Annotated in this window: 21 protein-coding genes; 16 read left to right on the forward strand and 5 right to left on the reverse strand. The window is 73.7% G+C overall.

Annotated elements, in window-relative coordinates; all coding sequences use genetic code 11:
• Window positions 1-247 precede the first annotated feature (247 nt).
• From J2S66_RS30390 to hpt, 3 genes are read left to right on the forward strand one after another with little or no spacing between them, the layout of a single operon-like run.
• Window positions 248-1264, forward strand: a complete 1017-nt coding sequence (locus tag J2S66_RS30390) for an Rv3626c family coenzyme F420 biosynthesis-associated protein (RefSeq protein ID WP_310311315.1) — start codon at window positions 248-250, stop codon at window positions 1262-1264.
• A complete protein-coding gene (tilS, locus tag J2S66_RS30395) occupies window positions 1261-2178 on the forward strand; it encodes a tRNA lysidine(34) synthetase TilS (RefSeq protein ID WP_310311317.1) in 918 nt (305 codons plus the stop codon). The genes J2S66_RS30390 and tilS overlap by 4 nt, the downstream gene beginning before the upstream one ends.
• A 17-nt stretch (window positions 2179-2195) precedes the next feature.
• Window positions 2196-2747 carry a hypoxanthine phosphoribosyltransferase gene (hpt, locus tag J2S66_RS30400; protein ID WP_310315187.1) on the forward strand — a complete coding sequence of 184 codons (552 nt, stop codon included), beginning with the start codon at window positions 2196-2198 and terminating at the stop codon, window positions 2745-2747.
• A gap of 49 nt (window positions 2748-2796) precedes the next feature.
• Here hpt and J2S66_RS30405 read toward each other — a convergent pair whose 3' ends face one another.
• Entirely contained in the window at window positions 2797-4497 is a 1701-nt protein-coding gene (locus tag J2S66_RS30405; RefSeq protein WP_310311319.1) for a substrate-binding and VWA domain-containing protein, read from the reverse strand.
• A gap of 432 nt (window positions 4498-4929) precedes the next feature.
• Here J2S66_RS30405 and ftsH point away from each other — a divergent pair, with 432 nt between their 5' ends.
• The 7 genes from ftsH to J2S66_RS30440 are packed head-to-tail and all read left to right on the forward strand — an operon-like array spanning window position 4930 to window position 11829.
• Window positions 4930-7242: an ATP-dependent zinc metalloprotease FtsH gene (gene ftsH / locus J2S66_RS30410; protein ID WP_310311321.1), complete on the forward strand. Its 2313-nt coding sequence runs from the start codon at window positions 4930-4932 to the stop codon at window positions 7240-7242.
• Between the two features lie 5 nt (window positions 7243-7247).
• Window positions 7248-7871, forward strand: coding sequence for a GTP cyclohydrolase I FolE (folE, locus tag J2S66_RS30415; RefSeq protein ID WP_310315190.1), 624 nt, complete (start codon window positions 7248-7250; stop codon window positions 7869-7871).
• Between the two features lie 29 nt (window positions 7872-7900).
• Entirely contained in the window at window positions 7901-8686 is a 786-nt protein-coding gene (gene folP / locus J2S66_RS30420) for a dihydropteroate synthase (protein ID WP_310315193.1), read from the forward strand.
• On the forward strand, window positions 8679-9041 hold the full coding sequence (gene folB / locus J2S66_RS30425; RefSeq protein WP_306744415.1) for a dihydroneopterin aldolase: 363 nt from the start codon (window positions 8679-8681) through the stop codon (window positions 9039-9041). Before folP ends, folB begins: the two co-directional genes overlap by 8 nt.
• Entirely contained in the window at window positions 9034-9516 is a 483-nt protein-coding gene (folK, locus tag J2S66_RS30430; protein WP_310311324.1) for a 2-amino-4-hydroxy-6-hydroxymethyldihydropteridine diphosphokinase, read from the forward strand. Before folB ends, folK begins: the two co-directional genes overlap by 8 nt.
• 37 nt (window positions 9517-9553) lie before the next feature.
• Window positions 9554-10006 carry a DUF3180 domain-containing protein gene (locus J2S66_RS30435; RefSeq protein WP_310311326.1) on the forward strand — a complete coding sequence of 151 codons (453 nt, stop codon included), beginning with the start codon at window positions 9554-9556 and terminating at the stop codon, window positions 10004-10006.
• Between the two features lie 50 nt (window positions 10007-10056).
• On the forward strand, window positions 10057-11829 hold the full coding sequence (locus J2S66_RS30440; protein ID WP_310311328.1) for a DUF6779 domain-containing protein: 1773 nt from the start codon (window positions 10057-10059) through the stop codon (window positions 11827-11829).
• A gap of 1 nt (window position 11830) precedes the next feature.
• Here J2S66_RS30440 and J2S66_RS30445 read toward each other — a convergent pair whose 3' ends face one another.
• The 3 genes from J2S66_RS30445 to J2S66_RS30455 all read right to left on the reverse strand — a co-directional run bounded on the left by J2S66_RS30445 (window position 11831) and on the right by J2S66_RS30455 (window position 14338).
• Entirely contained in the window at window positions 11831-12895 is a 1065-nt protein-coding gene (locus J2S66_RS30445) for an NADH-quinone oxidoreductase subunit D (RefSeq protein WP_310311330.1), read from the reverse strand.
• Window positions 12896-12916: 21 nt separating this feature from the next.
• The gene (locus J2S66_RS30450; protein WP_310311332.1) at window positions 12917-13363 is read right to left on the reverse strand and encodes a DUF1203 domain-containing protein; all 447 of its coding nucleotides are present in this window, start codon (window positions 13361-13363) and stop codon (window positions 12917-12919) included.
• 69 nt (window positions 13364-13432) lie between these two features.
• Window positions 13433-14338, reverse strand: coding sequence for an SAM-dependent methyltransferase (locus J2S66_RS30455; protein ID WP_310311334.1), 906 nt, complete (start codon window positions 14336-14338; stop codon window positions 13433-13435).
• 75 nt (window positions 14339-14413) lie between these two features.
• On the opposite strand from J2S66_RS30455, the gene J2S66_RS30460 reads away from it, so the two are divergent.
• From J2S66_RS30460 to J2S66_RS30480, 5 genes are all read left to right on the forward strand, one after another.
• Window positions 14414-15538 (forward strand): PrsW family intramembrane metalloprotease, encoded by a 1125-nt coding sequence (locus tag J2S66_RS30460; protein ID WP_310315195.1) that lies wholly within the window; start codon window positions 14414-14416, stop codon window positions 15536-15538.
• Window positions 15539-15627: 89 nt separating this feature from the next.
• The gene (locus J2S66_RS30465) at window positions 15628-16512 is read left to right on the forward strand and encodes a Rossmann-like and DUF2520 domain-containing protein (protein WP_310311336.1); all 885 of its coding nucleotides are present in this window, start codon (window positions 15628-15630) and stop codon (window positions 16510-16512) included.
• A 7-nt stretch (window positions 16513-16519) separates the two neighbouring features.
• Window positions 16520-17410 carry a pantoate--beta-alanine ligase gene (panC, locus tag J2S66_RS30470; protein ID WP_310311338.1) on the forward strand — a complete coding sequence of 297 codons (891 nt, stop codon included), beginning with the start codon at window positions 16520-16522 and terminating at the stop codon, window positions 17408-17410.
• A 10-nt stretch (window positions 17411-17420) separates the two neighbouring features.
• A complete protein-coding gene (panD, locus tag J2S66_RS30475; RefSeq protein ID WP_310311340.1) occupies window positions 17421-17912 on the forward strand; it encodes an aspartate 1-decarboxylase in 492 nt (163 codons plus the stop codon).
• Window positions 17913-17931: 19 nt separating this feature from the next.
• Window positions 17932-18717: a type III pantothenate kinase gene (locus J2S66_RS30480; protein ID WP_310311342.1), complete on the forward strand. Its 786-nt coding sequence runs from the start codon at window positions 17932-17934 to the stop codon at window positions 18715-18717.
• Between the two features lie 16 nt (window positions 18718-18733).
• Here the strand turns inward: J2S66_RS30480 and J2S66_RS30485 are convergent, their stop codons facing one another.
• Window positions 18734-19489, reverse strand: coding sequence for a class I SAM-dependent methyltransferase (locus J2S66_RS30485; RefSeq protein ID WP_310311344.1), 756 nt, complete (start codon window positions 19487-19489; stop codon window positions 18734-18736).
• A 645-nt stretch (window positions 19490-20134) separates the two neighbouring features.
• Here J2S66_RS30485 and J2S66_RS30490 point away from each other — a divergent pair.
• A complete protein-coding gene (locus J2S66_RS30490; RefSeq protein WP_310311346.1) occupies window positions 20135-20482 on the forward strand; it encodes a histone-like nucleoid-structuring protein Lsr2 in 348 nt (115 codons plus the stop codon).
• Window positions 20483-20529: the final 47 nt, after the last annotated feature.

Raw genomic sequence — 20529 nt, forward strand, 5'->3', positions numbered from 1 at the left:
CGACTTCCCCACCCCCGAGAGTCCAACGCCCAGGTCGCGCGAGTCGTACGCCCAGGTCGCGCGAGTCGTACGTTCAGGACCCATGAGTTCTACGTTCAGGACCGTCCCTGATCGTCAGAGGGCCTGAACGTTGGACTCTCGGGTCCTGGGCGTACGACTCGCGGGTCCTGAACTTACGACTCTCGCGGCTTGGACGTACGACTCGCGGGGATGTCGTGGTGGTGGCCGCGCAGGTAGCGTCGAAGGGGTGAACCCGGCGACGCAGCAGGACCGCAGTGCACCGGTCGATTGGGACCTGGCCGTCACGACCGCCACCAGGCTCGTGCGGCCCGGCCCGGTGGTGCCCAGAGCAGAGGCGGACGTCGCGGTCGGCCGGTTGCGCGAGCTGGCCGTGGACGCCGAGGTGCACGTCCGCGAGCTGACCGGCCTCGGTCACGGGCTGCCGCTCAGGGCGGGCGAGGTCGTGGACCGGCCGGGCTGGGTGCGCGCCGCCGTGCAGGGGCTCGCCGCGCTGACCGAGGGTGCGCTGCCCAAGCAGTCCGGCGCGTTCGGCGGCCTCCTGGCGGGCACCGCGGGCGTGCAGGCGGGCGTCGTCGTGGCGTTCCTCAGCGGCCGGGTGCTCGGCCAGTACGACCCGTTCTCCGACGGGGGCAGGCTGCTGCTGGTGGCGCCGAACATCGTCGGCGCGCAGCGCGCCCTGGACGTGCCGGGCGAGGACTTCAGCATGTGGGTGTGCCTGCACGAGGGCACGCACCGGCTCCAGTTCACCGCCGTCCCCTGGCTCGCCGGGCACTTCTCCGCCCAGGTCGCCGAGCTGCTGGCCGGCATGGACGAGGGTGGTTCGTCGCGGCTGCGCGACCTGCCGAAGCGGCTGCGCGAGGCGGACGGCATCGTCGACCTGCTCCAGGCGCCCGGCCAGCGCGAGGTGCTCGACCGGCTCATCGCCCTGTCCACGCTGCTGGAGGGCCACGCCGACCACGTGATGGACGCCGTGGGTCCGGACGTCGTGCCGTCGGTGCTGACGATCCGCGAGCGCTTCACCGCCCGCCGCAAGGGCGGCGGCCTGCTCGACCGCGTCCTGCGCACGCTGCTCGGCGTGGAGGCGAAGGTCCGCCAGTACGCCGAGGGCGCCGCGTTCACCGGGCACGTCGTCCACGCCGTCGGCATGGAGCGGTTCAACACCGTGTGGACCGGCCCGGAGACGCTGCCGACCCGCGCCGAGATCGCCGACCCGGCCGCCTGGCTGCGCCGCGTCCGACCGTGAGCGGGAACGGGCCGCTCGCCGAGGTCCGCACCGCCGTCCGCCGGTTCCTCGCCGAGCACCGGCCCGAGGAGGTCGCCGTGGCGGTCAGCGGCGGCGCGGACTCGCTCGCGCTGGCCGCCGTCACGGCGAAGCTGACCCCGGCGCGCGCGGTCGTCGTCGACCACGGGCTCCAGGACGGGTCGACCGAGGTCGCCGAACGGGCCGCGCGGACGTGCCGCGAGCTGGGTCTGGAGACCGAGGTCCGCACGGTCGAGGTCACCGGATCGGGTGGTCCTGAGGCCGCCGCTCGCCGGGCCCGCTACGCCGCCCTGAGGCCCGGGCGCGGCCTGGTGCTGCTCGGCCACACCCGCGACGACCAGGCCGAGACGGTGCTGCTGGGCCTCGGCCGGGGTTCGGGTCCGCGCAGCATCGCGGGGATGCGGCCGCACGACCCGCCGTGGGGCCGGCCGCTGCTCGGGGTGTCGCGCGCCACCACGGCCGCCGCGTGCGCGGAGCTGGGTCTCACGCCGTGGCACGACCCGCACAACGACGACCCGCGCTTCACCAGGGTCCGCCTGCGCCACGAGGTGCTGCCGCTGCTGGAGGACGTCCTGCGCGGCGGTGTCGCCGACGCGCTCGCCCGCACCGCCGCCCACCTGCGGGAGGACAACGACGCGCTGGACGAGCTGGCCGAGGCGTTCGACGGCGACTGCTGCGAGGTGGCCGAGGTCGAGCACCTGCCGACGGCCCTGCGGCGGCGCGTGCTGCGGCGGTGGCTGCTCCTGGCGGACGTGCCCGAGTTGTCCGACTCGCACCTGCGCAGGGTGGACGCCCTGGTGAGCGACTGGCGTGGTCAGGGCGGTGTCTGGTTGCCCGGCGGCTTTGTGGCACGCCGCGCGCATGGCAGGCTGCGAGTGGAACCAGTGCAGTCATGACAAAAGGGGAACCGTCCGTGTACGACGGCGACATCAGTTCCGTGCTCATCACCGAGCAGGAGATCAGCGACAAGGTCACCGAGCTGGCCAACAAGGTCGCGGCTGACTACCCGGCCGACGGCGGGAACGACCTGGTCCTGATCACCGTGCTCAAGGGCGCGGTGATGTTCATGACCGACCTGGCCAGGGCGTTGCCGGTGCCGGTGCAGCTGGAGTTCATGGCGGTGAGCTCCTACGGCTCGTCGACCTCGTCCTCCGGCGTGGTGCGCATCCTCAAGGACCTCGACCGGGACATCGCGGACCGGGACGTGCTCATCGTCGAGGACATCATCGACTCCGGCCTGACGCTGTCGTGGCTGCTCAAGAACCTCGCGTCGCGCAGGCCGCGGTCGCTGGAGGTGTGCACGCTGCTGCGCAAGCCCGACGCGGTCAAGGTCGAGGTGCCGGTGAAGTACGTCGGCTTCGAGATCCCCAACGAGTTCGTGGTCGGCTACGGCCTGGACTACGCCGAGCGCTACCGCGACCTGCCCTACATCGGGGCCCTGGACCCCAAGGTCTACTCCGGCTGAGGACGGCGGAGGGGCGTTCCCGCCGGCGGGAACGCCCCTCCCGCCCGACTCAGCAGTTCGGTCGGCAGCGGCGCTGCGAGATGCCGTCCAGCAGCACGCCGCGGATGTCCTGCGGCTCCATGGCCTGGTACGCCTTGCCGCCGGTGGCGTCGGCGATCTGCCGCAGCGCGTCCATGTCGGCGTCCTCGCCCAGCCCCACCATGATCATCGGCACCGGGCGGGCCGGGTCGACCTCGGCCTTCAGCGTGGAGATCAGGGCGGGCAGGTCGATGCTGGAGATGTCGTCGTTGCTGCCGTCGGTGATCAGCGTCACCGAATTGATCTTCGACGGGTCGTAGTCCCGCTGCACGTGCCGGAACGCGGCCAGCGCCGTCTCGTTCAGCGACGTGCCGCCGCCCACCAGGCCGGGCAGGCCGCCCGCGCCCTTCTGGAGCTGCACGCGCCGCGGCGCGCCCCCGATCGGCTCGCCCAGCGGGCCGATCGGCACCAGCTCGATCCAGTCGTTCGGCGGCTTCTTGTCCGTGGAGAACGCCCACAGGCCGATCTCCGAGGTGTCCGGCAGCATGCCGAGCGCGGTGAGCGCGGCCTCGCGGGCCGCCTCGATGCGGGTGGAGCCGTCGCTCATCTTCTCGGCCATCGAGCCGGACACGTCGAGCACGGCCAGCAGCCGGGTGTCCAGGCTGACCGCGCCCCACGTGCCCAGCAGCTCGGAGACCTGCTCGGGGGACGGCGTCCCGAGCAGGGCCACGTCGTCGCCGCGCACCCCGTGCTCCTCGTTGGACCAGCCACCGGGCGCCTTGCCGTCGGCCGTGCGGAAGCCCGCCTCGGCGAACCGCCGGCCGGTGGAGTCGGTGCGCAGCGCCCGCTCGAAGTCCTCGGCCGCTTTCGCGGTGCCCGGCTGCTCGCCCGACCGGCTGACCCGCACCACGGGGTAGTCGAACGAGACCGTGCCCTCCTCGGGGTAGGAGGCGACGACCCGCCGCGACCCGGCGGCCCGGTTCGCGGCCAGCACCGACTGCTCGGAGGCGGTGAACACCGGCGCGTCGTCGGCGCCCTGCACGACCTTGCCGAACGCGTCGCGCACCGACGGCAGCGCCGCGCGGCCCACCCTCAGCAGCGCGCCGATCAGCTCGGGCTTCGGCGTGCCGTCGGGGTTGCCGAGCTGCGCGCGGATGACGGCGAGCGTGGCCAGGCCCTCGGTGGACGTGGTCGGGTCGCTCAGCGTGACGCTGACCTTCGGGTCCACGACCTTGGCCCAGCTCACCGGGGCGATGGGCCAGCCGAGGTCCGTCATCGCCCGCGTCGAGCCCGCGATGAGCAGCGGCGAGGAGGCCAGCGGGTCGGAGATGTCGAGCCGCGGCGCGTCCGCGCCCTGGTCGCCGGCCTGGCGCTGGGTCTCGGCCGCCCACATGGACGAGTCCGGCACCCACAGGGCGGGCGGGTTGATCTGGGCGGTGGGCAGCTCCTTGGACACGTCCGCGGCACCGCGCGCCTCGACCTGGACCTGCACGCACTTGCCGTCGACCACGGGCTGGGCGGCCTGGTAGTCGTCGGCGGCCCCCCGCACGACCTCCTCGACCGCCGGGGTGACGACGACCTTGAGCGGTAGGGTGCCGTCGCACTCCGGTCCGCCCGTGGCCCGCAGCGCGACCACGGTGACGCCGGCGGCGGCGACCACGCCGAGGAGCGCGCCGAGGGGCAGGAGCACGCGGCGGGCGCTGCCGCGGCGTGGCTGGGTGCGAGCTGACATACTCTTGGTACCTTCGGTTGGTGTTCACCCTTTCGGGTGCTTGGGGAACACTCCGTGACCTCCGAGGATGACATGTGCTACTCACATGACAAACTCTCGTGTCTCAAGTCACCCGAGTGGACCTCACGTCTTGCCTACCTGCTAGTAACGCACTACCTCCAGTAAGTGTTACGGGTGTGAGAGCCCCTCGGTTCACGCTCGCGTCCCCTTCCGGCTGAACCACGTTGACCTGCGATACGTGTTCCCGGTTACGGCGGACGACCCCGTGGGAACACCGGAGGGGGTTCACCCGTTGGTCCGGCAAGACGCGATGGGTCCGCACGTGCAGCGCTCCGCCCGGCACCACGGGCGGTAGGCTGGTCGGACGGGTGAGCCCGTCTGCGCCCGTCGTCAAGTCAGGGAGGGTCGAGGCCGCCCGCCGGCCGTAAGTGCATGGACCGCAAGCGCCTGCTTCGCAACCCGCTGCTGTGGATCGTGGCGGTGTTGGTGCTCTTTTACGTCTTCAACGTGCTTTTCGACGACAACCGGGGCTACACCCCGATCAAGACGTCCCAGGCACTGCAACAGATCCGGGATGGTCAGGTCAAGGAAGCCACGATCGAGGACAAGGAGCAGCTGCTCAAGCTGACCTTGAACGACGGGGTGACCGTCGAGGGCAGCAACCGCGTGCGGGCCCAGTTCCCGGCCAGCTCCACGGACGAGATCTTCACCATCCTCGACCAGGCGGGCAACAAGCCGGTCGTCGAGACCAAGGTCACCCAGGACTCGTTCCTCACGCAGATCCTGCTGTACCTGGTCCCGCTGGGCCTGCTCCTGCTCCTGCTCATGTGGATGATGAACAACGCCCAGGGCGGCGGGAACCGCGTCCTCAACTTCGGCAAGTCCAAGGCCAAGCAGCTCTCCAAGGACATGCCCAAGACGACGTTCGCCGACGTGGCGGGCGCCGAGGAGGCGGTCGAGGAGCTCTACGAGATCAAGGACTTCCTGCAGAACCCGGGCCGCTACCAGGCCCTGGGCGCGAAGATCCCCAAGGGCGTGCTGCTCTACGGCCCGCCCGGCACCGGCAAGACGCTGCTCGCGCGCGCCGTGGCCGGCGAGGCCGGGGTGCCGTTCTACTCGATCTCCGGCTCCGACTTCGTCGAGATGTTCGTGGGTGTCGGCGCCTCGCGCGTCCGCGACCTGTTCGAGCAGGCGAAGCAGAACGCGCCCTGCATCATCTTCGTCGACGAGATCGACGCCGTCGGCCGGCACCGCGGCGCCGGCATGGGCGGCGGTCACGACGAGCGCGAGCAGACGCTCAACCAGCTCCTCGTCGAGATGGACGGCTTCGACTCGCGCGGCGGCATCATCCTGATCGCGGCCACCAACCGGCCCGACATCCTCGACCCCGCGCTGCTGCGCCCCGGTCGCTTCGACCGGCAGATCCCGGTGTCCGCGCCCGACCTCAAGGGCCGGAAGCAGATCCTGCGCGTGCACGCCAAGGGCAAGCCGTTGGCCCCCGACACGGACCTCGACGGCCTGGCCAAGCGCACCGTCGGGTTCTCCGGCGCCGACCTCGCGAACGTCATCAACGAGGCCGCCCTGCTCACCGCCCGCCACAACGGCACGGTGATCGACGGCGCCGCGCTGGAGGAGTCCGTCGACCGCGTGATCGGCGGCCCGGCCCGCAAGAGCCGGATCATCTCCGAGAAGGAGAAGAAGATCACCGCGTACCACGAGGCCGGGCACGCCCTGGCCGCGTGGGCCATGCCGGACATCGACCCGGTGTACAAGGTCACGATCCTGGCCCGCGGCCGGACGGGTGGTCACACCCTGTCCGTGCCCGAGGAGGACAAGGACCTGATGACCAGGTCGGAGATGATCGCCCGGCTGGTGTTCGCGCTGGGTGGTCGCTCCGCCGAGGAGCTGGTGTTCCACGAGCCGACCACGGGCGCGTCCAACGACATCGAGCAGGCCACGAAGATCGCCCGCGCGATGGTCACCGAGTACGGCATGTCCGCCCGGCTGGGCGCCGTCAAGTACGGCCAGGAGCAGGGCGAACCGTTCCTGGGCCGCACGGCGGGCCGGCAGGCCGACTACTCGCTGGAGGTCGCGCACGAGATCGACGAGGAGGTCCGCGAGCTGATCGAGGCCGCGCACACCGAGGCGTACGAGGTGCTCAACACCTACCGCGACGTGCTCGACGCGCTCACCCTCGAACTGATCGAGAAGGAGACCCTGCACCAGAAGGACCTGGAGCGGATCTTCGCCTCGGTCGAGAAGCGGCCGCGGATCACCAAGTTCAACGAGTTCGGCACCCGCACCCCGTCGGACAAGCCGCCGGTCAAGACCCCGGCCGAGCTGGCCAAGGAGCGCGGCGAGCCGTGGCCGCCCGCCATCGAGGACCTCCGCGACGCGGAGCCCTCGGTGCCGGACCCGACGCCCGCGCCGCCGGTCAACCCGACCGGGCCGAACGCGCCGGTCTTCCCGGCCGGTCAGACCGCGCCGATCCCGACCAGCCCCAACGGCAGCAACGGGTCGCCGTACCCGGCGGCGCCCGCCGCGCCCGGCCAGCAGCACCAGTCCCCGCAGCACCAGTCCCCCCAGCACCCGTCGTCGGGGCCGCCGAACTACGGCGCGCCCCCCGGCTGGACCCCGGCGACCGCGCCGGGCGGGAACGTCGCCCAGCCGCCGTGGCAGCCGGGACCGACGGACGCCGAAGCGGGCAAGCGCAACTTCGACTCGGACCCGGACAACCGCACGTGACCGAGATCGACCAGACCGGCCTCCCCGCGAACGGGGGGGCCGGTCTCGCGCGCCGCCCCTTCGACCAGAAGCGCGCCGAGGCCGCCGTCCGCGAACTGCTGCTCGCGTGCGGCGAGGACCCGGAGCGCGAGGGCCTGCGCGACACCCCGGCCCGGGTGGCGCGGGCGTACCGCGAGCTGTTCGCGGGCCTCTACACCGACCCCGACAGCGTGCTGGCGAAGACGTTCGACGAGTCGCACGAGGAGTTGGTGCTGGTCACCGACATCCCCATGTACTCGTTCTGCGAGCACCACCTGCTGCCGTTCCACGGCGTCGCGCACGTCGGCTACATCCCGAACGAGCAGGGCCGGGTCACCGGCCTGTCGAAGCTCGCCCGGCTGGTCGACCTGTACGCCAAGCGGCCGCAGGTGCAGGAGCGGCTGACGTCGCAGGTCGCCGACGCCCTGGTGCGGCGGCTGGAGCCGCGCGGCGCGATCGTGGTGGTCGAGGCCGAGCACCTGTGCATGGGCATGCGCGGCGTGCGCAAGGCCGGGTCGCGGACCACGACGTCCGCGGTGCGGGGCATCTTCCGCAGTTCGGCCACCTCCCGGGCGGAGGCGCTGGAGCTCATCCGGGGGCGGTTGAGGTGAGCGTGCCCAGGCCCGGGCGCTGCGTGGTGATGGGCGTCCTGAACGTCACGCCGGACTCGTTCTCCGACGGCGGCCGCTACCTGGGGCTGGACGACGCGGTGGCGCACGGCGTGGCCTTGCACCGGCGTGGCGCGGACGTGGTGGACGTGGGTGGCGAGTCGACCCGTCCCGGCGCGGAGCGGGTGCCCGCGGACGTCGAGGCGGCGCGGGTCGCCCCGGTGGTCGCGGCGCTGGTCGCGGAGGGCGTGCCGGTCAGCGTGGACACCACGCGGGCCGAGGTGGCGGCGTCGGCGCTGGAGGCGGGCGCGTCGATCGTGAACGACGTGTCCGGCGGCCTCGCCGACCCCGGCATGGTGTCCGTGGTGGCCTGCGCGCGCGTGCCGTACGTGCTCATGCACTGGCGCGGGCACAGCCGGACCATGAACGAGCTGGCGGTCTACGACGACGTGGTGAAGGACGTGCGGGACGAGCTGTCCCGGCAGGTCGACGTGGCGCTGGCCGCGGGCGTGTCGGCGGACGACGTCATCCTCGACCCGGGGTTGGGCTTCGCGAAGGACGCCGACCACAACTGGCAGCTGCTGCACCGCCTCGACGCCCTGCTGTCGCTCGGGTTCCCGGTGCTGGTGGGCGCGTCGCGCAAGCGGTTCCTGGGCGCGCTGCTGGGCGGCCGGGCCCCCGACGGCCGCGAGGACGCGACGGCGGCGGTGTCGGCGCTGGCGGCGTTCAACGGGGCGTGGGGCGTGCGGGTGCACGACGTCGGCCGGACGCTGGACGCGGTGGCCGTGGCGGGGGCGTGGAGGGCGGGCGGTGTCTGACCGGATCTCGCTGCGCGGCCTGCGGGTGCGCGGCTTCCACGGCGTGTTCGAGCACGAGAAGCGCGACGGGCAGGACTTCCTGGTCGACGTGACGGCGTGGCTGGACCTGTCGCGCGCGGCGGCGACCGACGACCTGCGGGAGACGCTGCACTACGGCGAGCTGGCCGAGCGGACGGCGGCGATCGTGGCCGGCGGCCCGTACGACCTGATCGAGACGGTGGCGGGCAAGGTGGCCGACGAGGTGCTGACCGACCTGCGCGTGCGGGCGGTGGAGGTGACGGTGCACAAGCCGTCCGCCCCGATCCCGCTGACGTTCGCGGACGTGTCGGTGACCGTGCGGCGGACCCGTGACTAGGGCCGTGCTGTCGATCGGCTCGAACCTGGGCGACCGGGCGGGGTTCCTCCGGCAGGCGGTCGACGGCTTCGCCGGGGTCCTGGTCGCGGTGTCCCCGGTCTACGAGACCGCGCCGTGGGGCGTGACGGACCAGGACGACTTCCTCAACGCGGTCCTGGTCGTGTCGGGCCCGTTCGACGAGTGGGGCTGGCTGCGGCGGGGGCAGGCCCTGGAGGACGCCTCGGGCCGAGTGAGGCTGAGGCGCTGGGGGCCGCGCACGCTGGACGTGGACGTGGTGACCGTCGACGGGGTGCGGTCGGACGACCCCTCGTTGCTGCTGCCGCACCCCGGGGCGCACGAGCGGGCGACGGTGCTGGTGCCGTGGCTGGACGTGGAGCCGGACGCGGTGCTGCCCGGTCACGGCCGGGTGGCCGACCTGGTGGCGGGGCTGGACCTGTCGGGCGTGACCCGGCGGGACGACGTGCGGCTGACGTGACGCCGCCCCGGCCGCGCGGTTCGGGGACGATGGTGCGGTGAGGTTCACCAAGCCCCGTGATCTGGCCGCCGCCGCGCTCGTCGCGGGACTGCTCGCGCACCTGCTGGTCCGGCTCTCCTACTCGACGCTGCCGCCGTTGCCCACGTTCGCCGGGTTCACCCTGCTGGTGATCGCGGCGGGGAACCTGTGGTTGGCGTTCTCGTTGCGCGCGCGCATCCTGCGCAAGCCCGGCGCGCGACCCGTGGAGCCGTTGACGGCCGCGCGGGCGGTGGCGCTGGCCAAGGCCTCCTCGCTGCTGGGCGCGATCATGCTGGGCGCGTGGGTCGGGCTGCTGCTCCACGTGCTGCCGGTGCGCGGCGAGTTCGCGGCGGCCGACCACGACACGGTCAGCGGGATCGTGGGCGCGGTGTGCTCCGCGCTGCTCATCGGGGCCGCGCTGTGGCTGGAGCACTGCTGCCGGACGCCCACCGATCCCCACCAGAACGGGTGAATGCGGACGCCGAGGTCTCGATCGGGTAACTGACCGGTACGGTAGACGCCATGACCGGGCGAGGCGCGTCGGACGATGACGAGCAGCAGGATCACGGTCGGGGTTCCGGGCGACTGCTGCTGGTGGGGGCACTGGCGCTCGCGCTCGGTGCCGCGGCGGTCCTCGTGCTGAGCGACAACGCCCGCTGGCTGCGGCTGGCCGTGGTCGCGGCGCTGTGGGCCGCGCTGGTCGGCGCGTTCCTGGCCGCCCGCTACCGCCGGCAGATCACGGACCGCGAGGACGAGGTCGCCGACCTCCAGTCGGTGTACGAGCTGGAGCTGGAGCGCGAGGTCGCCGCGCGTCGCGAGTTCGAGCTGGAGCTGGAGACCGAGACCCGCAAGCGGATCGAGGAGGACGCCCGGGACGACCTGGAGGCGCTGCGCGGCGAACTGCGCGCCCTGCGGGAGAACCTGGAGGCGCTGCTCGGCGGCGAGGTCCTCGTGGAGCGCGTCGCCCTGCGCGCCGAGTCGACCCGGATGCGCGCGCTCGGTGAGCAGTCGCGGCTGATGGCCGTCGGTGACAAGCGGATCATCACGACGGGGACCGCCGTGCCGGTGGCGAAGGCCGCCGACAAGGTCGCGCCGGAGCGCCCGGACCGCACCGAGCTGATCGAGCGGGTCGAGCGGGTCGAGCGGATCGCCCACGACACCCGCAAGGACACCGCCCGGCGTCCCGAACCGGCGCGGCCGGAGCAGCCCGCCCGGCGCGAGCAGGGCCAGCCGGTGCGCCGCGAGCCCGCGCGCGCGAACGCCGGCGGCGTCGTGCAGCAGCGGCCCGCGCCGCCCCCGGTCGTGCGCCGGGAGCCCGCGCAGGCCGGCAAGCCCAATCCCGCGGAGCGGGTGAACCGGGGTGACGTGGCGGCCAGGCAGGCCCCCGCCCAGGCCGAGCCGGCGCGGGAGCCCGAGCCGTCGAAGACCGAGCACACCGTGCAGCGGCGCAGCCGGGTGGCCGAGCGCACCGAGATGATCAGCCGCGATGCGTTGGCGCAGCAGGCCGAGGCCGCCCAGCCCGCGCGCAGGCCCGAGCCGCCGCGTGCCGGGGGCGGGTCCGTGCCGGTGCGGCGGTCGCCCGCCGAGCGCGCGGCCGGGCGGTCGCCCGCGGAGCTGACCGGTGAGCACCGGCCCGTGCAGGCGCGCCGCGCCGAGTCGACCGGCGAGCACCACCCGGTGCCCGGCCCGGCCGAACCGCGCCGGGTGGACCCGGCGGGCGAGCACCGGCCGGTCACGGCCCCCGCCGGTCGTCGGCCGGGGCTCGAAGCCCGGCGGGCCGAGCTGACCGGTGAGCACCGCCCCGTGCAGGCGCGTCGACCCGAGCCGACCGGTGAGCACCGGCCCGTGCAGGCGCGTCGTGCCGAACCGGCCGGCGAGCACCACCCGGTCGCCGGTGACGGGTTCGCGGACGAACGCCGGCCCGCGTCCGGCAGGCGCGCGGAGCAGACCGGGACCCAGCGGCCCGTGGCGGCCGAGGGCGGTCGCCGATCCGCCGAGCGCCGCGAGGCGGACGCCGTGGGCGGCCGGTCCGCGGACTCGGCCACGGCGTCCGTGGCCGGTCGTCGTCGCGCGCCGGAACCGGAGACCGGTGGCCGCCGTCACGCCGACGACCGGGGTGACACGTGGGAGGAGATCTCCAAGCCCGTCCGGCGCCCCGCGTCGACCCCGCCGCCGCCCCCGCCCGCACCGGTCGAGCCCGCCGGCGCCCACGCGGACGGCAAGTCGGTCAGCGAGCTGCTCGCCGCGTTCGGCGGGGGCGACTCGCCGCGCCGTCGCCGCCGCCGCGAGGACTGACCTACTTGTCGATGTCGCCGACGACCACGGCGAACGACCCGAGGACGGCGGGCAGGTCCGCCACCCGCGTGCCGGGCAGCAGGGCGGACAGCGCCTGCACGTTGTTGAACGACGGCGTGCGCAGCTTCAGCCGCCACGGGGTCTTCTCGCCGCGCGACGCGAGGTGCACGCCGGACGTGCCCAGCGGCGCCTCGACCCACGTGTAGACCGACCCCTCGGGGGCCTTGACCGCCTTGGGCAGCCGCAGGTTCACCGGTCCGGCCGGCAGCGCGGCCACCAGTCGGCGGGCGAGGTCGACGGACAGCCGCACCTCGTCCACCAGGCAGCGGACCCGGGCCAGCGCGTCGCCCTCGGTGCGCACCACGGGCCGCACGCCGAGGTCCCGGTAACCGGGCAGCGGGTCGTCGCGGCGCAGGTCGAAGTCCACCCCGGACGCCCGGCCGATCGGACCGGTCACGCCGTGCGCGAGCGCCGCGTCCCGGCCCAGCACGCCGAGCCCGGCCAGGCCCCCGGGCGCCTCGCCGGGGTCCACCGCGGCCAGCACGTCGAGCACCCGGCCGGTCCAGCCCGCCGGGACGTCCTCGCGCAGGCCGCCGATCCGGTTGAACATGAAGTGGACGCGCCCGCCGGACGCCTCCTCCAGCACGGCCTGCACGGCGTCGCGGTCGCGGGTGCCGGTGAGCGGGGCGAGGAACACCAGGTGCGCCATGACCCGGTTCAGCTCGCACAGCAGCGCGCGCAGGACCTGGGCGCGCGGCGGGACGTCCATGCCGGTCATCCGCTCGACGGCGAGGGCGACGGCCAGCTCGTTGCAGAACGCGGCGAGCCAGTCGTGCCGGTTCGCCAGGGTCAGCACCTGCCGGTAGTCGCGGACCTCGAACAGCTTCTCCGCGCCCCGGTGCAGGTGCCCGACCAGCGGTTCGGCGGCGGTGATGACCTCGTCGTCGCGGACGGTCAGGCGCAGCCGGTACGCGCCGTGCGCCGACGGGTGCAGCGGCCCGAGGTCGACCACGCGGTCCACCCCGAGGTGCCGGGCGCCCGCGCCCACGCCAACGGTGATCTCCACCCCCTCATGCTCGCACGGGCATCAGTCCCGGGTGACGGCGTACAGGAAGCAGCCGTGCGAGGCGCTGCGCACCTGGACCACGGCCACGGCGGGGTCGTCGAGCAGCGCGGCGACCCGGTCGGCCAACTCGTGGGGGCGCGTGGTCTCGCCGCGGTGGATGCGGCCCCCGGCGGTGTGGGCGCGCAGGGTGCGCGGGGCCCGGCCCAGGTCGTCGGGGAGGTCGGTGGCGCCGTCCGGCCCGGCGCACGGCGCGGCGTGCGCGAAGACCGGTCCGACCTCCTCGTACGGGCCTCGTCCGGAGGGCGGCGAGTAGCGGAACAGCACGAGCGGTTCGCCTGGCGCGGCCTTGCGCAGGCAGCAGCGCAACGGGCTGCCGGGGGCGTCGGGGTGCAGCTCGTGGTGCTCGTCGGCGCCGGCGAGCGCGCGGGCACGGGCGAGGACGTCGGCGGGGATCGGGTGGACCTTCACGCCACCAGCGTGGTCCGGGAAGGGCGGGGGAGCCGGCGGTCTTCGGCCGTGGAGCCCGTGCCCCGGGGGTCAGGGCCGCCAGGGCGGCAGCGGCGGGAGGAGCGACGACACCGGCACGCCCACGCCGTGCAGGAGCCAGCCGAACGAGCCCAGGCCGCCGACGGCCCGCAGTTCGGCGATCCGGGACGCCCGCTCGGCCGACGTCAGCCAGTCCGCCGGGTCGACCCGGCCGGTGAACCCCAGTGCGGCCAGCGCGTCCCGCTGGGAGACCAGCGCGAACCCGCCGCCCGCCGCCGCCCCGCACGCGTCCAGCGCCACGTGCGCGGTCAGGTCGCAGCTGCCGTCGAACACCGGCTCGACCCGCCGCCCGCCGCGGTACGCCGCGAACGTCCCCGCCGCGTACCGCCCCGCGGCCCGGTCGGCCAGCACGTGCCCGTAGTCGACCGCCAGCGCCGCACCCGCCGCGACCCGCGACACCGCGTCCGCCCACGCCCGGTCGCGCGGTTCGCCCACCTCGGCCCGCTCACCCGCCCGCACCGGCCACCACCGGGCCAGCCACGGGTCGTCGCACGGCCCCTCCACCAGCGGGCAGGGGATCGCGTCCAGCCACTCGTGGCCGACCAGCAGGCCGCGCACCGACCGGGGCGGCTCCGACGTCCACACCACCCCCGGCAGCGACCGCGCCGGACCCACGTCCACCGCCGTCACCACCAGGCGGCGGGCGAGGTGCGGCGGCGCCAGCGACCGGACGGAGGCGGACAGCTCGCCACCACCCGCGCCGACGTCCACGAAGTCGATCCGGTCGGGCCGGCCCAGCGCGGAATCCACCCGGTCGAGCAGCACGAGGAGGGCTTCGGCCAGCTCAGGACCCACCAGCGGGGCGGTGCGGAAGTGGTCGGCGGGCACCGCGCCCCGGGTGAAGAAACCACCCGGTCCGTACAACGCCTCGCGCCACAGGGCTTCCGGGTCAACCACGGGTCAAGTGTCCCTTTAAAGTTCCACCCCGTGACCACTCCCGCCCGCAAGCGCGTCGACCAGCGCCGCTGGACCGTGCTGCTCCCGGTGATCGGGCTGATCGCGCTGGGCGTGTCCGCCCTGGTGCTGCTCGGCCTGGGCACGAGCGCCATCGGCCTGGGCCCCATCCTGGTCGGCGCCCTCGCCGCGCTGGTGCCCGTGGCCGCCGTGATCGGCGCCTGCCTGTGGGTGGACCGGTGGGAGCCGGAGCCGGCGAAGATCCTGCTGCTGGCGTTCCTGTGGGGCGCGTGCGGCGCGACCATCACGTCGCTGGTGTTCAACCAGACCGCGCACGTGCTGGGCGAGCTGCTCAACGGCGACGGGGCGACGTTCGCGGCCGTGGTGGGCGCGCCCATCACGGAGGAGGCGGCGAAGGCCGTCTTCATCGTCGTGCTGTACCTGCGCCGCCGCCAGGAGTTCGACGGCGTGGTCGACGGCATCGTCTACGCGGGCGTGGTGGCCGCGGGCTTCGCGTTCACCGAGAACATCTGGTACTTCGGCCGGGTCTTCTCCGACAGCGGCTTCGGCGACCTGGGCAGCGGCGTGATCGCGCTGTTCATGCTGCGCGGCGTCCTCTCGCCGTTCGCGCACCCGCTGTTCACGGCGATGGCGGGGATCGGCATCGGCCTCGCGGCGATGACCGCCAACCGCACGCTCAAGGTCGTCGCGCCGGTCCTCGGCTACCTCGGCGCGGCCGGGCTGCACTCGCTGTGGAACTTCTCCACGACCGTCGGCACCGGCTCGACGTTCATCAACCTGTACTTCCTGATCATGGTGCCGATCTTCGCCGGCATGGTGTTCCTGGTGGTCTGGCAGCGCCGCCGCGAGCAGCGGATCGTCGCCGCGCAGCTGCCCGCGATGGCCGAGCGGCGGTGGATCGCCTCCAGCGAGGTCACCCTGCTGGCCAGCCTCCAGGGCCGCAGCCGGTGGCGGCGCGCGGTGAAGCGCAAGGTGGGCGACGAGGCGGCCAAGGCCGTCGCGGGCTACCAGGTGGCGGCGACCGAACTGGCGTTCCTGCGGCACCGGATGGCGCAGGGCACGGCGGGCGCGGACGCGGAGAAACGTCACGCGATGATGCTGGACGTGCTCGTCGCCGCACGTCAGGCCGCTGTCGACGCACCGGGGGCGCTGAAGGCCGCGGGTGGTGTTCGTCGCAGTTGAGGGCCCCTCGCCCCGCACCGGATTACGCTCGCGGCCGTCGTCCGGTACCCGCTCCAAGGGACTGGAACGCCGCATAAGGAGTACGTCGCATGGACGCGACCCCCCGCCCCGCGCGGCTGGCCGTGGGAGTGATCTCCGCCGGCCGGGTGGGTTCGGTGCTGGGCGCCGCGCTGGCCCGGGCCGGGCACGTCGTGAGCGCCGTGTCCGCCGTGTCGCGCGACTCGCTGCGCCGCGCCGAGGACCTGCTGCCCGACGTCCCCGTGCTGCCGCCGCCCGAGGTCGCGGCCTCCGCCGACCTGGTGCTGCTCGCCGTGCCGGACGACGTGCTGCCGGGCCTGGTGCGCGGCCTGGTCGCCACCGGGTCGCTGCGCGCGGGCCAGATCGTGGTGCACACCAGCGGCGCGCAGGGCGTCGGGGTGCTGGCGCCGGCGGCCGAGGTGGGCGCGCTGTGCGTGGCGCTGCACCCGGTCATGACGTTCACCGGCCGCCCCGAGGACGTGGAGCGGGTCACCGCCTGCTCCGTCGGCGTCACCGCGGCCGACGGCGACGAGGTCGCCTGGAACGTCGGCGAGGCGCTGGTGGTGGAGATGTCCGCCGAACCCGTGCGCCTGCCCGAGTCGGCCCGCCCGCTCTACCACGCCGCCCTCGCGCACGGCGCGAACCACCTGATCACGCTGGTCGCCGACTGCGCCGACCTGCTGCGCGCCGCCGGGGTCGCCCACGCCGAGCGCGTGCTCGGCCCGCTGCTGTCCGCCGCGCTGGACAACGCCCTGCGGCACGGCGACCGCGCCCTCACCGGCCCCGTCGCGCGCGGCGACGCGGGCACCGTCGCCAAGCACCTCGCCGTGCTCGACGGGCACGACAGCCTGCCCGCCTACCGGGTACTGGCGCTCCGCACCGCGGCGCGCGCCCAGGCCGCCGGGCTGCTCAAGCCCGAAGCGGCGTCCGACGTCCGATCCGTCATCGAGGACTGAAACAGGCATGACCGAGCCGCTCACCAAGGACGACTACAAGCCCGGCGACGTGACCGTGCACCACGACCCGGAGCGCCTGCACCGGGTCGTGAAGGCGCTGCGGGCCGCGGGCCGCAACGTCGCGCTGGTGCCGACCATGGGCGCGCTGCACGAGGGGCACCGCAAGCTCATCCGCGAGGCCCACGTCATGCAGAACACCGTGGTCGTGGTCTCGATCTTCGTGAACCCGACCCAGTTCGGGCCGGACGAGGACTACGAGCGCTACCCGCGGACGTTGGAGTCCGATGTGGACATCTGCCGGGAGGAGCGGGTCGGCCTGGTGTTCGCGCCGTCCGCCGGCGACGTGTACCTGCCGGGCTCCTCCGTGACGGTCCACCCGGGCCCGCTGGGCGACGAGCTGGAGGGCGCCAGCCGGCCCGGCCACTTCACGGGCGTGCTCACCGTGGTGGCCAAGCTGTTCAACATCGTGCAGCCCACCTACGCGGTGTTCGGCGAGAAGGACTACCAGCAGCTGACGCTGGTCCACCGGATGGCGCGCGACCTGAACATGCCGACGCACGTGGTGGGCGTGCCCACCGTGCGGGAGGCGGACGGCCTGGCGCTGTCCTCGCGCAACCGCTACCTGTCCGAGGAGCAGCGGCAGGCCGCGACCGCGCTGTCCGCCGCGCTGGTGGCGGGTGCGCACGTCAGCGGCCGGGGCGCGGACGCCGTGCTGGAGGCCGCCCGCGACACCCTCGACGCCGTGCCCGGCGTCGACCTCGACTACCTGGAGCTGCGCGCGCCCGACCTCGGTCCGGCGCCCGAGAACGGCGACGCCAGGCTGCTCGTCGCCGCCCGCGTCGGCTCCACCCGACTGATCGACAACATCGCCGTGCTGCTCGGCACCGGTGACGAGTAAGGGGGCAACGATGTTCCGCACCATGCTCAAGTCGAAGATCCACCGCGCCACCGTCACCCAGGCCGATCTGCACTACGTCGGCTCGGTCACGGTCGACGAGGACCTGATGGACGCCGCCGACCTGCTCGCGGGCGAGCAGGTGGCCATCGTGGACGTCACCAACGGCGCGCGCCTGGAGACCTACGTCATCCCCGGCGGGCGCGGCACCGGCGTCATCGGCATCAACGGCGCCGCCGCGCACCTGGTGAAGCCCGGCGACCTGGTCATCCTCATCTCCTACGGGCAGATGGACGACGCCGAGGCGCGCTCGTACGAGCCGAGGGTCGTGTTCGTGGACGCGGACAACCGGGTCGTCGAGCTGGGCGCCGACCCGGCGCACGCGCCCGAGGGGTCGGGGCTGGTCAACGGGTCCACGAGCGGCGTCGTGGTCGTCGAGACCATCGCGCCGGCCGAGACCGAGGACGCGGCGGCGCTGGACGCGCTGATCCAGGCCGAGAACTAGCGAGAACCGGAGACCGCACGTGCTGCTCGCCATCGACGTCGGCAACACCAACATCGTCCTGGGCCTGTACGACGGCACCGGCGACTCGGCCGCGCTCGTCCGCGACTGGCGGATGCGCACCGACGCCAGGATGACGGCCGACGAGCTCGCGCTGACCATGCGCGGCCTGCTCGGCGGGTACGCGGACGAGATCACCGGCATCTCGGCGCTGTCCACCGTCCCGGCGGTGCTGCGGGAGCTGCGCGTGATGCTCGGCCGGTACTACTCGGCGGTGCCGAAGGTGCTGGTCGAGCCGGGCGTGCGGACCGGCGTGCCGCTGCTCGTGGACAACCCCAAGGAGGTGGGCTCCGACCGGGTGATCAACACGCTCGCGGCGCACCACCTGCACAGCACGGCGTGCGTCGTCGTGGACTTCGGCACGTCGACCAACCTCGACGTCATCTCCGCCAGGGGCGAGTTCCTCGGCGGCGCGCTCGCCCCCGGCATCGAGATCTCGGTGGACGCGCTGGCGGCGCGGGCCGCGCAGCTGCGCAAGGTCGAGCTGGTGCGGCCCCGGTCGGTGATCGGCAAGAACACCGTCGAGTGCCTCCAGTCCGGCATCGTCTACGGGTTCGTCGGCCAGGTCGACGGGCTGGTGCGGCGGATCGTGGACGAGTTGCAGGTCGTGGACCCCGGTCCGGTGACCGTGATCGCGACGGGCGGGCTCGCGCCCCTGGTGGTGGCCGAGTCGGCGACCATCCAGGCGCACGTGCCGGACCTGACGCTGCTCGGGCTGCGGTTGGTGTTCGAGCGCAACATGAGGTGACGCGTGCGGCGGCCGGTCAGCGCGCGGCGCACCGGCGCAGCACGTAGGTGCGGAGGGGGAGGTCGAACTCCCCTTCCGCGGTTTCCGGGGTCTTCTTCAGGAAGTCCAGCATCCGCGCGTTGAGCCGCGCGCGTTCCGCGGCGTCCACCACGAGCATGTGCGAGTGCGTGTTGACGGTCGCCACCAGCGACTCGGCGGTGCGCCGCTGCGAGTGCGCGAACACCCGCTCGGCGGTCTCGCCGAACAGCTCGTGCGCGGGCATCCAGTCGCCGTAGGAGGTCCGGTCGTCGGCGTCCGACCTCCCGACACGGTGGAACTCCGCCACCCACGGCACGGTGTGGTCGTCGCCGTTCCACAGCGCCGCGAGGACGCCACCGGGCCGCAGCACGCGGGCGATCTCGGGCAGCGCGCGCGCGGCGTCGAACCAGTGGAACGCCTGGCCGACCAGGACCGCGTCCACGGTGTCGTCGGGCAGCGGGACGCGCTCGGCGCTGCCGGGCAGCGCGCGGACGTTCCGGTGCCGCCGCACCAGTTCCGTCAGCATCTCCTCGTCCGGCTCGACGGCCGTCACCTGGTGGCCCTCGGCCAGCACGACGCCGGTGAGCTTCCCGGTGCCCGCGGCGAGGTCGAGCACGCGGTGCGGCCCCTCGCCCAGGGGCTCCAGCGCCCACCGCACGGCGGCGGCCGGGTAGTCGGGTCGGTGTTCCGCGTAGGCCGGCGCCGCCGCTCCGAAGGAGTTGGCCCGCCTGGCCCGCCAGTCCTCATGCCTCACCACGCACACCCTAGTGATCCGCACCGACCGCCCGGGAGGTTCGTCCGGCCCCTCCTCGGCGGGGTGGGCCGGTGGTCGATTCCGGGGAACCCGCGCGCGACTTCGGCGACGGGGGCGGAGTCGGCCCATTCACCGGTTCCCCTGCCGGAGCGCCACAAGGCGCGAGCCGTTGTCCGTGCGGTGGTGAAGATGTCACGCCCGAAACCTCTTCCGGGTGTCCGGGTAAGCTCCCGGCGGCACGCTCGTCGGCGAGCTGCGGAGCACCCGGTCGGCGACATCCCGCGAGTGCCCGCGTTTGTGCGTGATTTCCCCGTGGAGACCCCCGGCTTGCGCGGTTTCGAGTTGGCGGGGTATACCTCGAACCGGTCGAACCGGTGATCGGGCGTGAGCGACCGGATGCCGCGTCGCGTTGCCGCCGGGTGACGTCGAAGCGTTGCCGGTCGGCGGGGACTTTCCGCGATCGGCGCGGTACGGAATGCCACCGGGTATCGGGAGGCGATCCCGTTCCCGACGCCCCCCGGAATGAGTAACTTCTCGGACTCCGGGCGGCGCATTCCGCTAGTTGTGCGCTAACCTGCACCCGCCAATGCTTTAAGGTCGCGGTCGGGGATGAAGAGCCGCGCATTCGAGTCCAGGAGGATACGCATGGCGCAGAAGGTCACCGTGACCCTGGTCGACGACCTGGACGGCGGGCAGGCCGAGGAGACGGTCGGTTTCGGCTTGGACGGTGTGTCCTACGAGATCGACCTTTCCGGTGCCAATGCGGGCAAGCTCCGCGATGCCCTCGCCGACTTCGTCGCCAGTGCCCGCAAGGCGGGGGGCCGCAAGCGCGGTCCGGGTCGACCGGCCGGTGTGAAGGCCGCACGTCCGGCTTCGGCGGACAGGGAGCAGAACCAGGCCATTCGGGAGTGGGCGCGCAAGCAGGGGATGAAGGTCTCCGACCGCGGGCGCATCCCGGCCGAGGTGCTGGAGGCTTACCACCAGCAGGGCTGAGGGGCCCGCATTGCCGTGGTGACCGTCACTCCGCTGTCGGTCGTCCG

This window comes from Saccharothrix longispora, from assembly GCF_031455225.1.
In the GTDB taxonomy this organism is placed as follows: domain Bacteria; phylum Actinomycetota; class Actinomycetes; order Mycobacteriales; family Pseudonocardiaceae; genus Actinosynnema; species Actinosynnema longispora.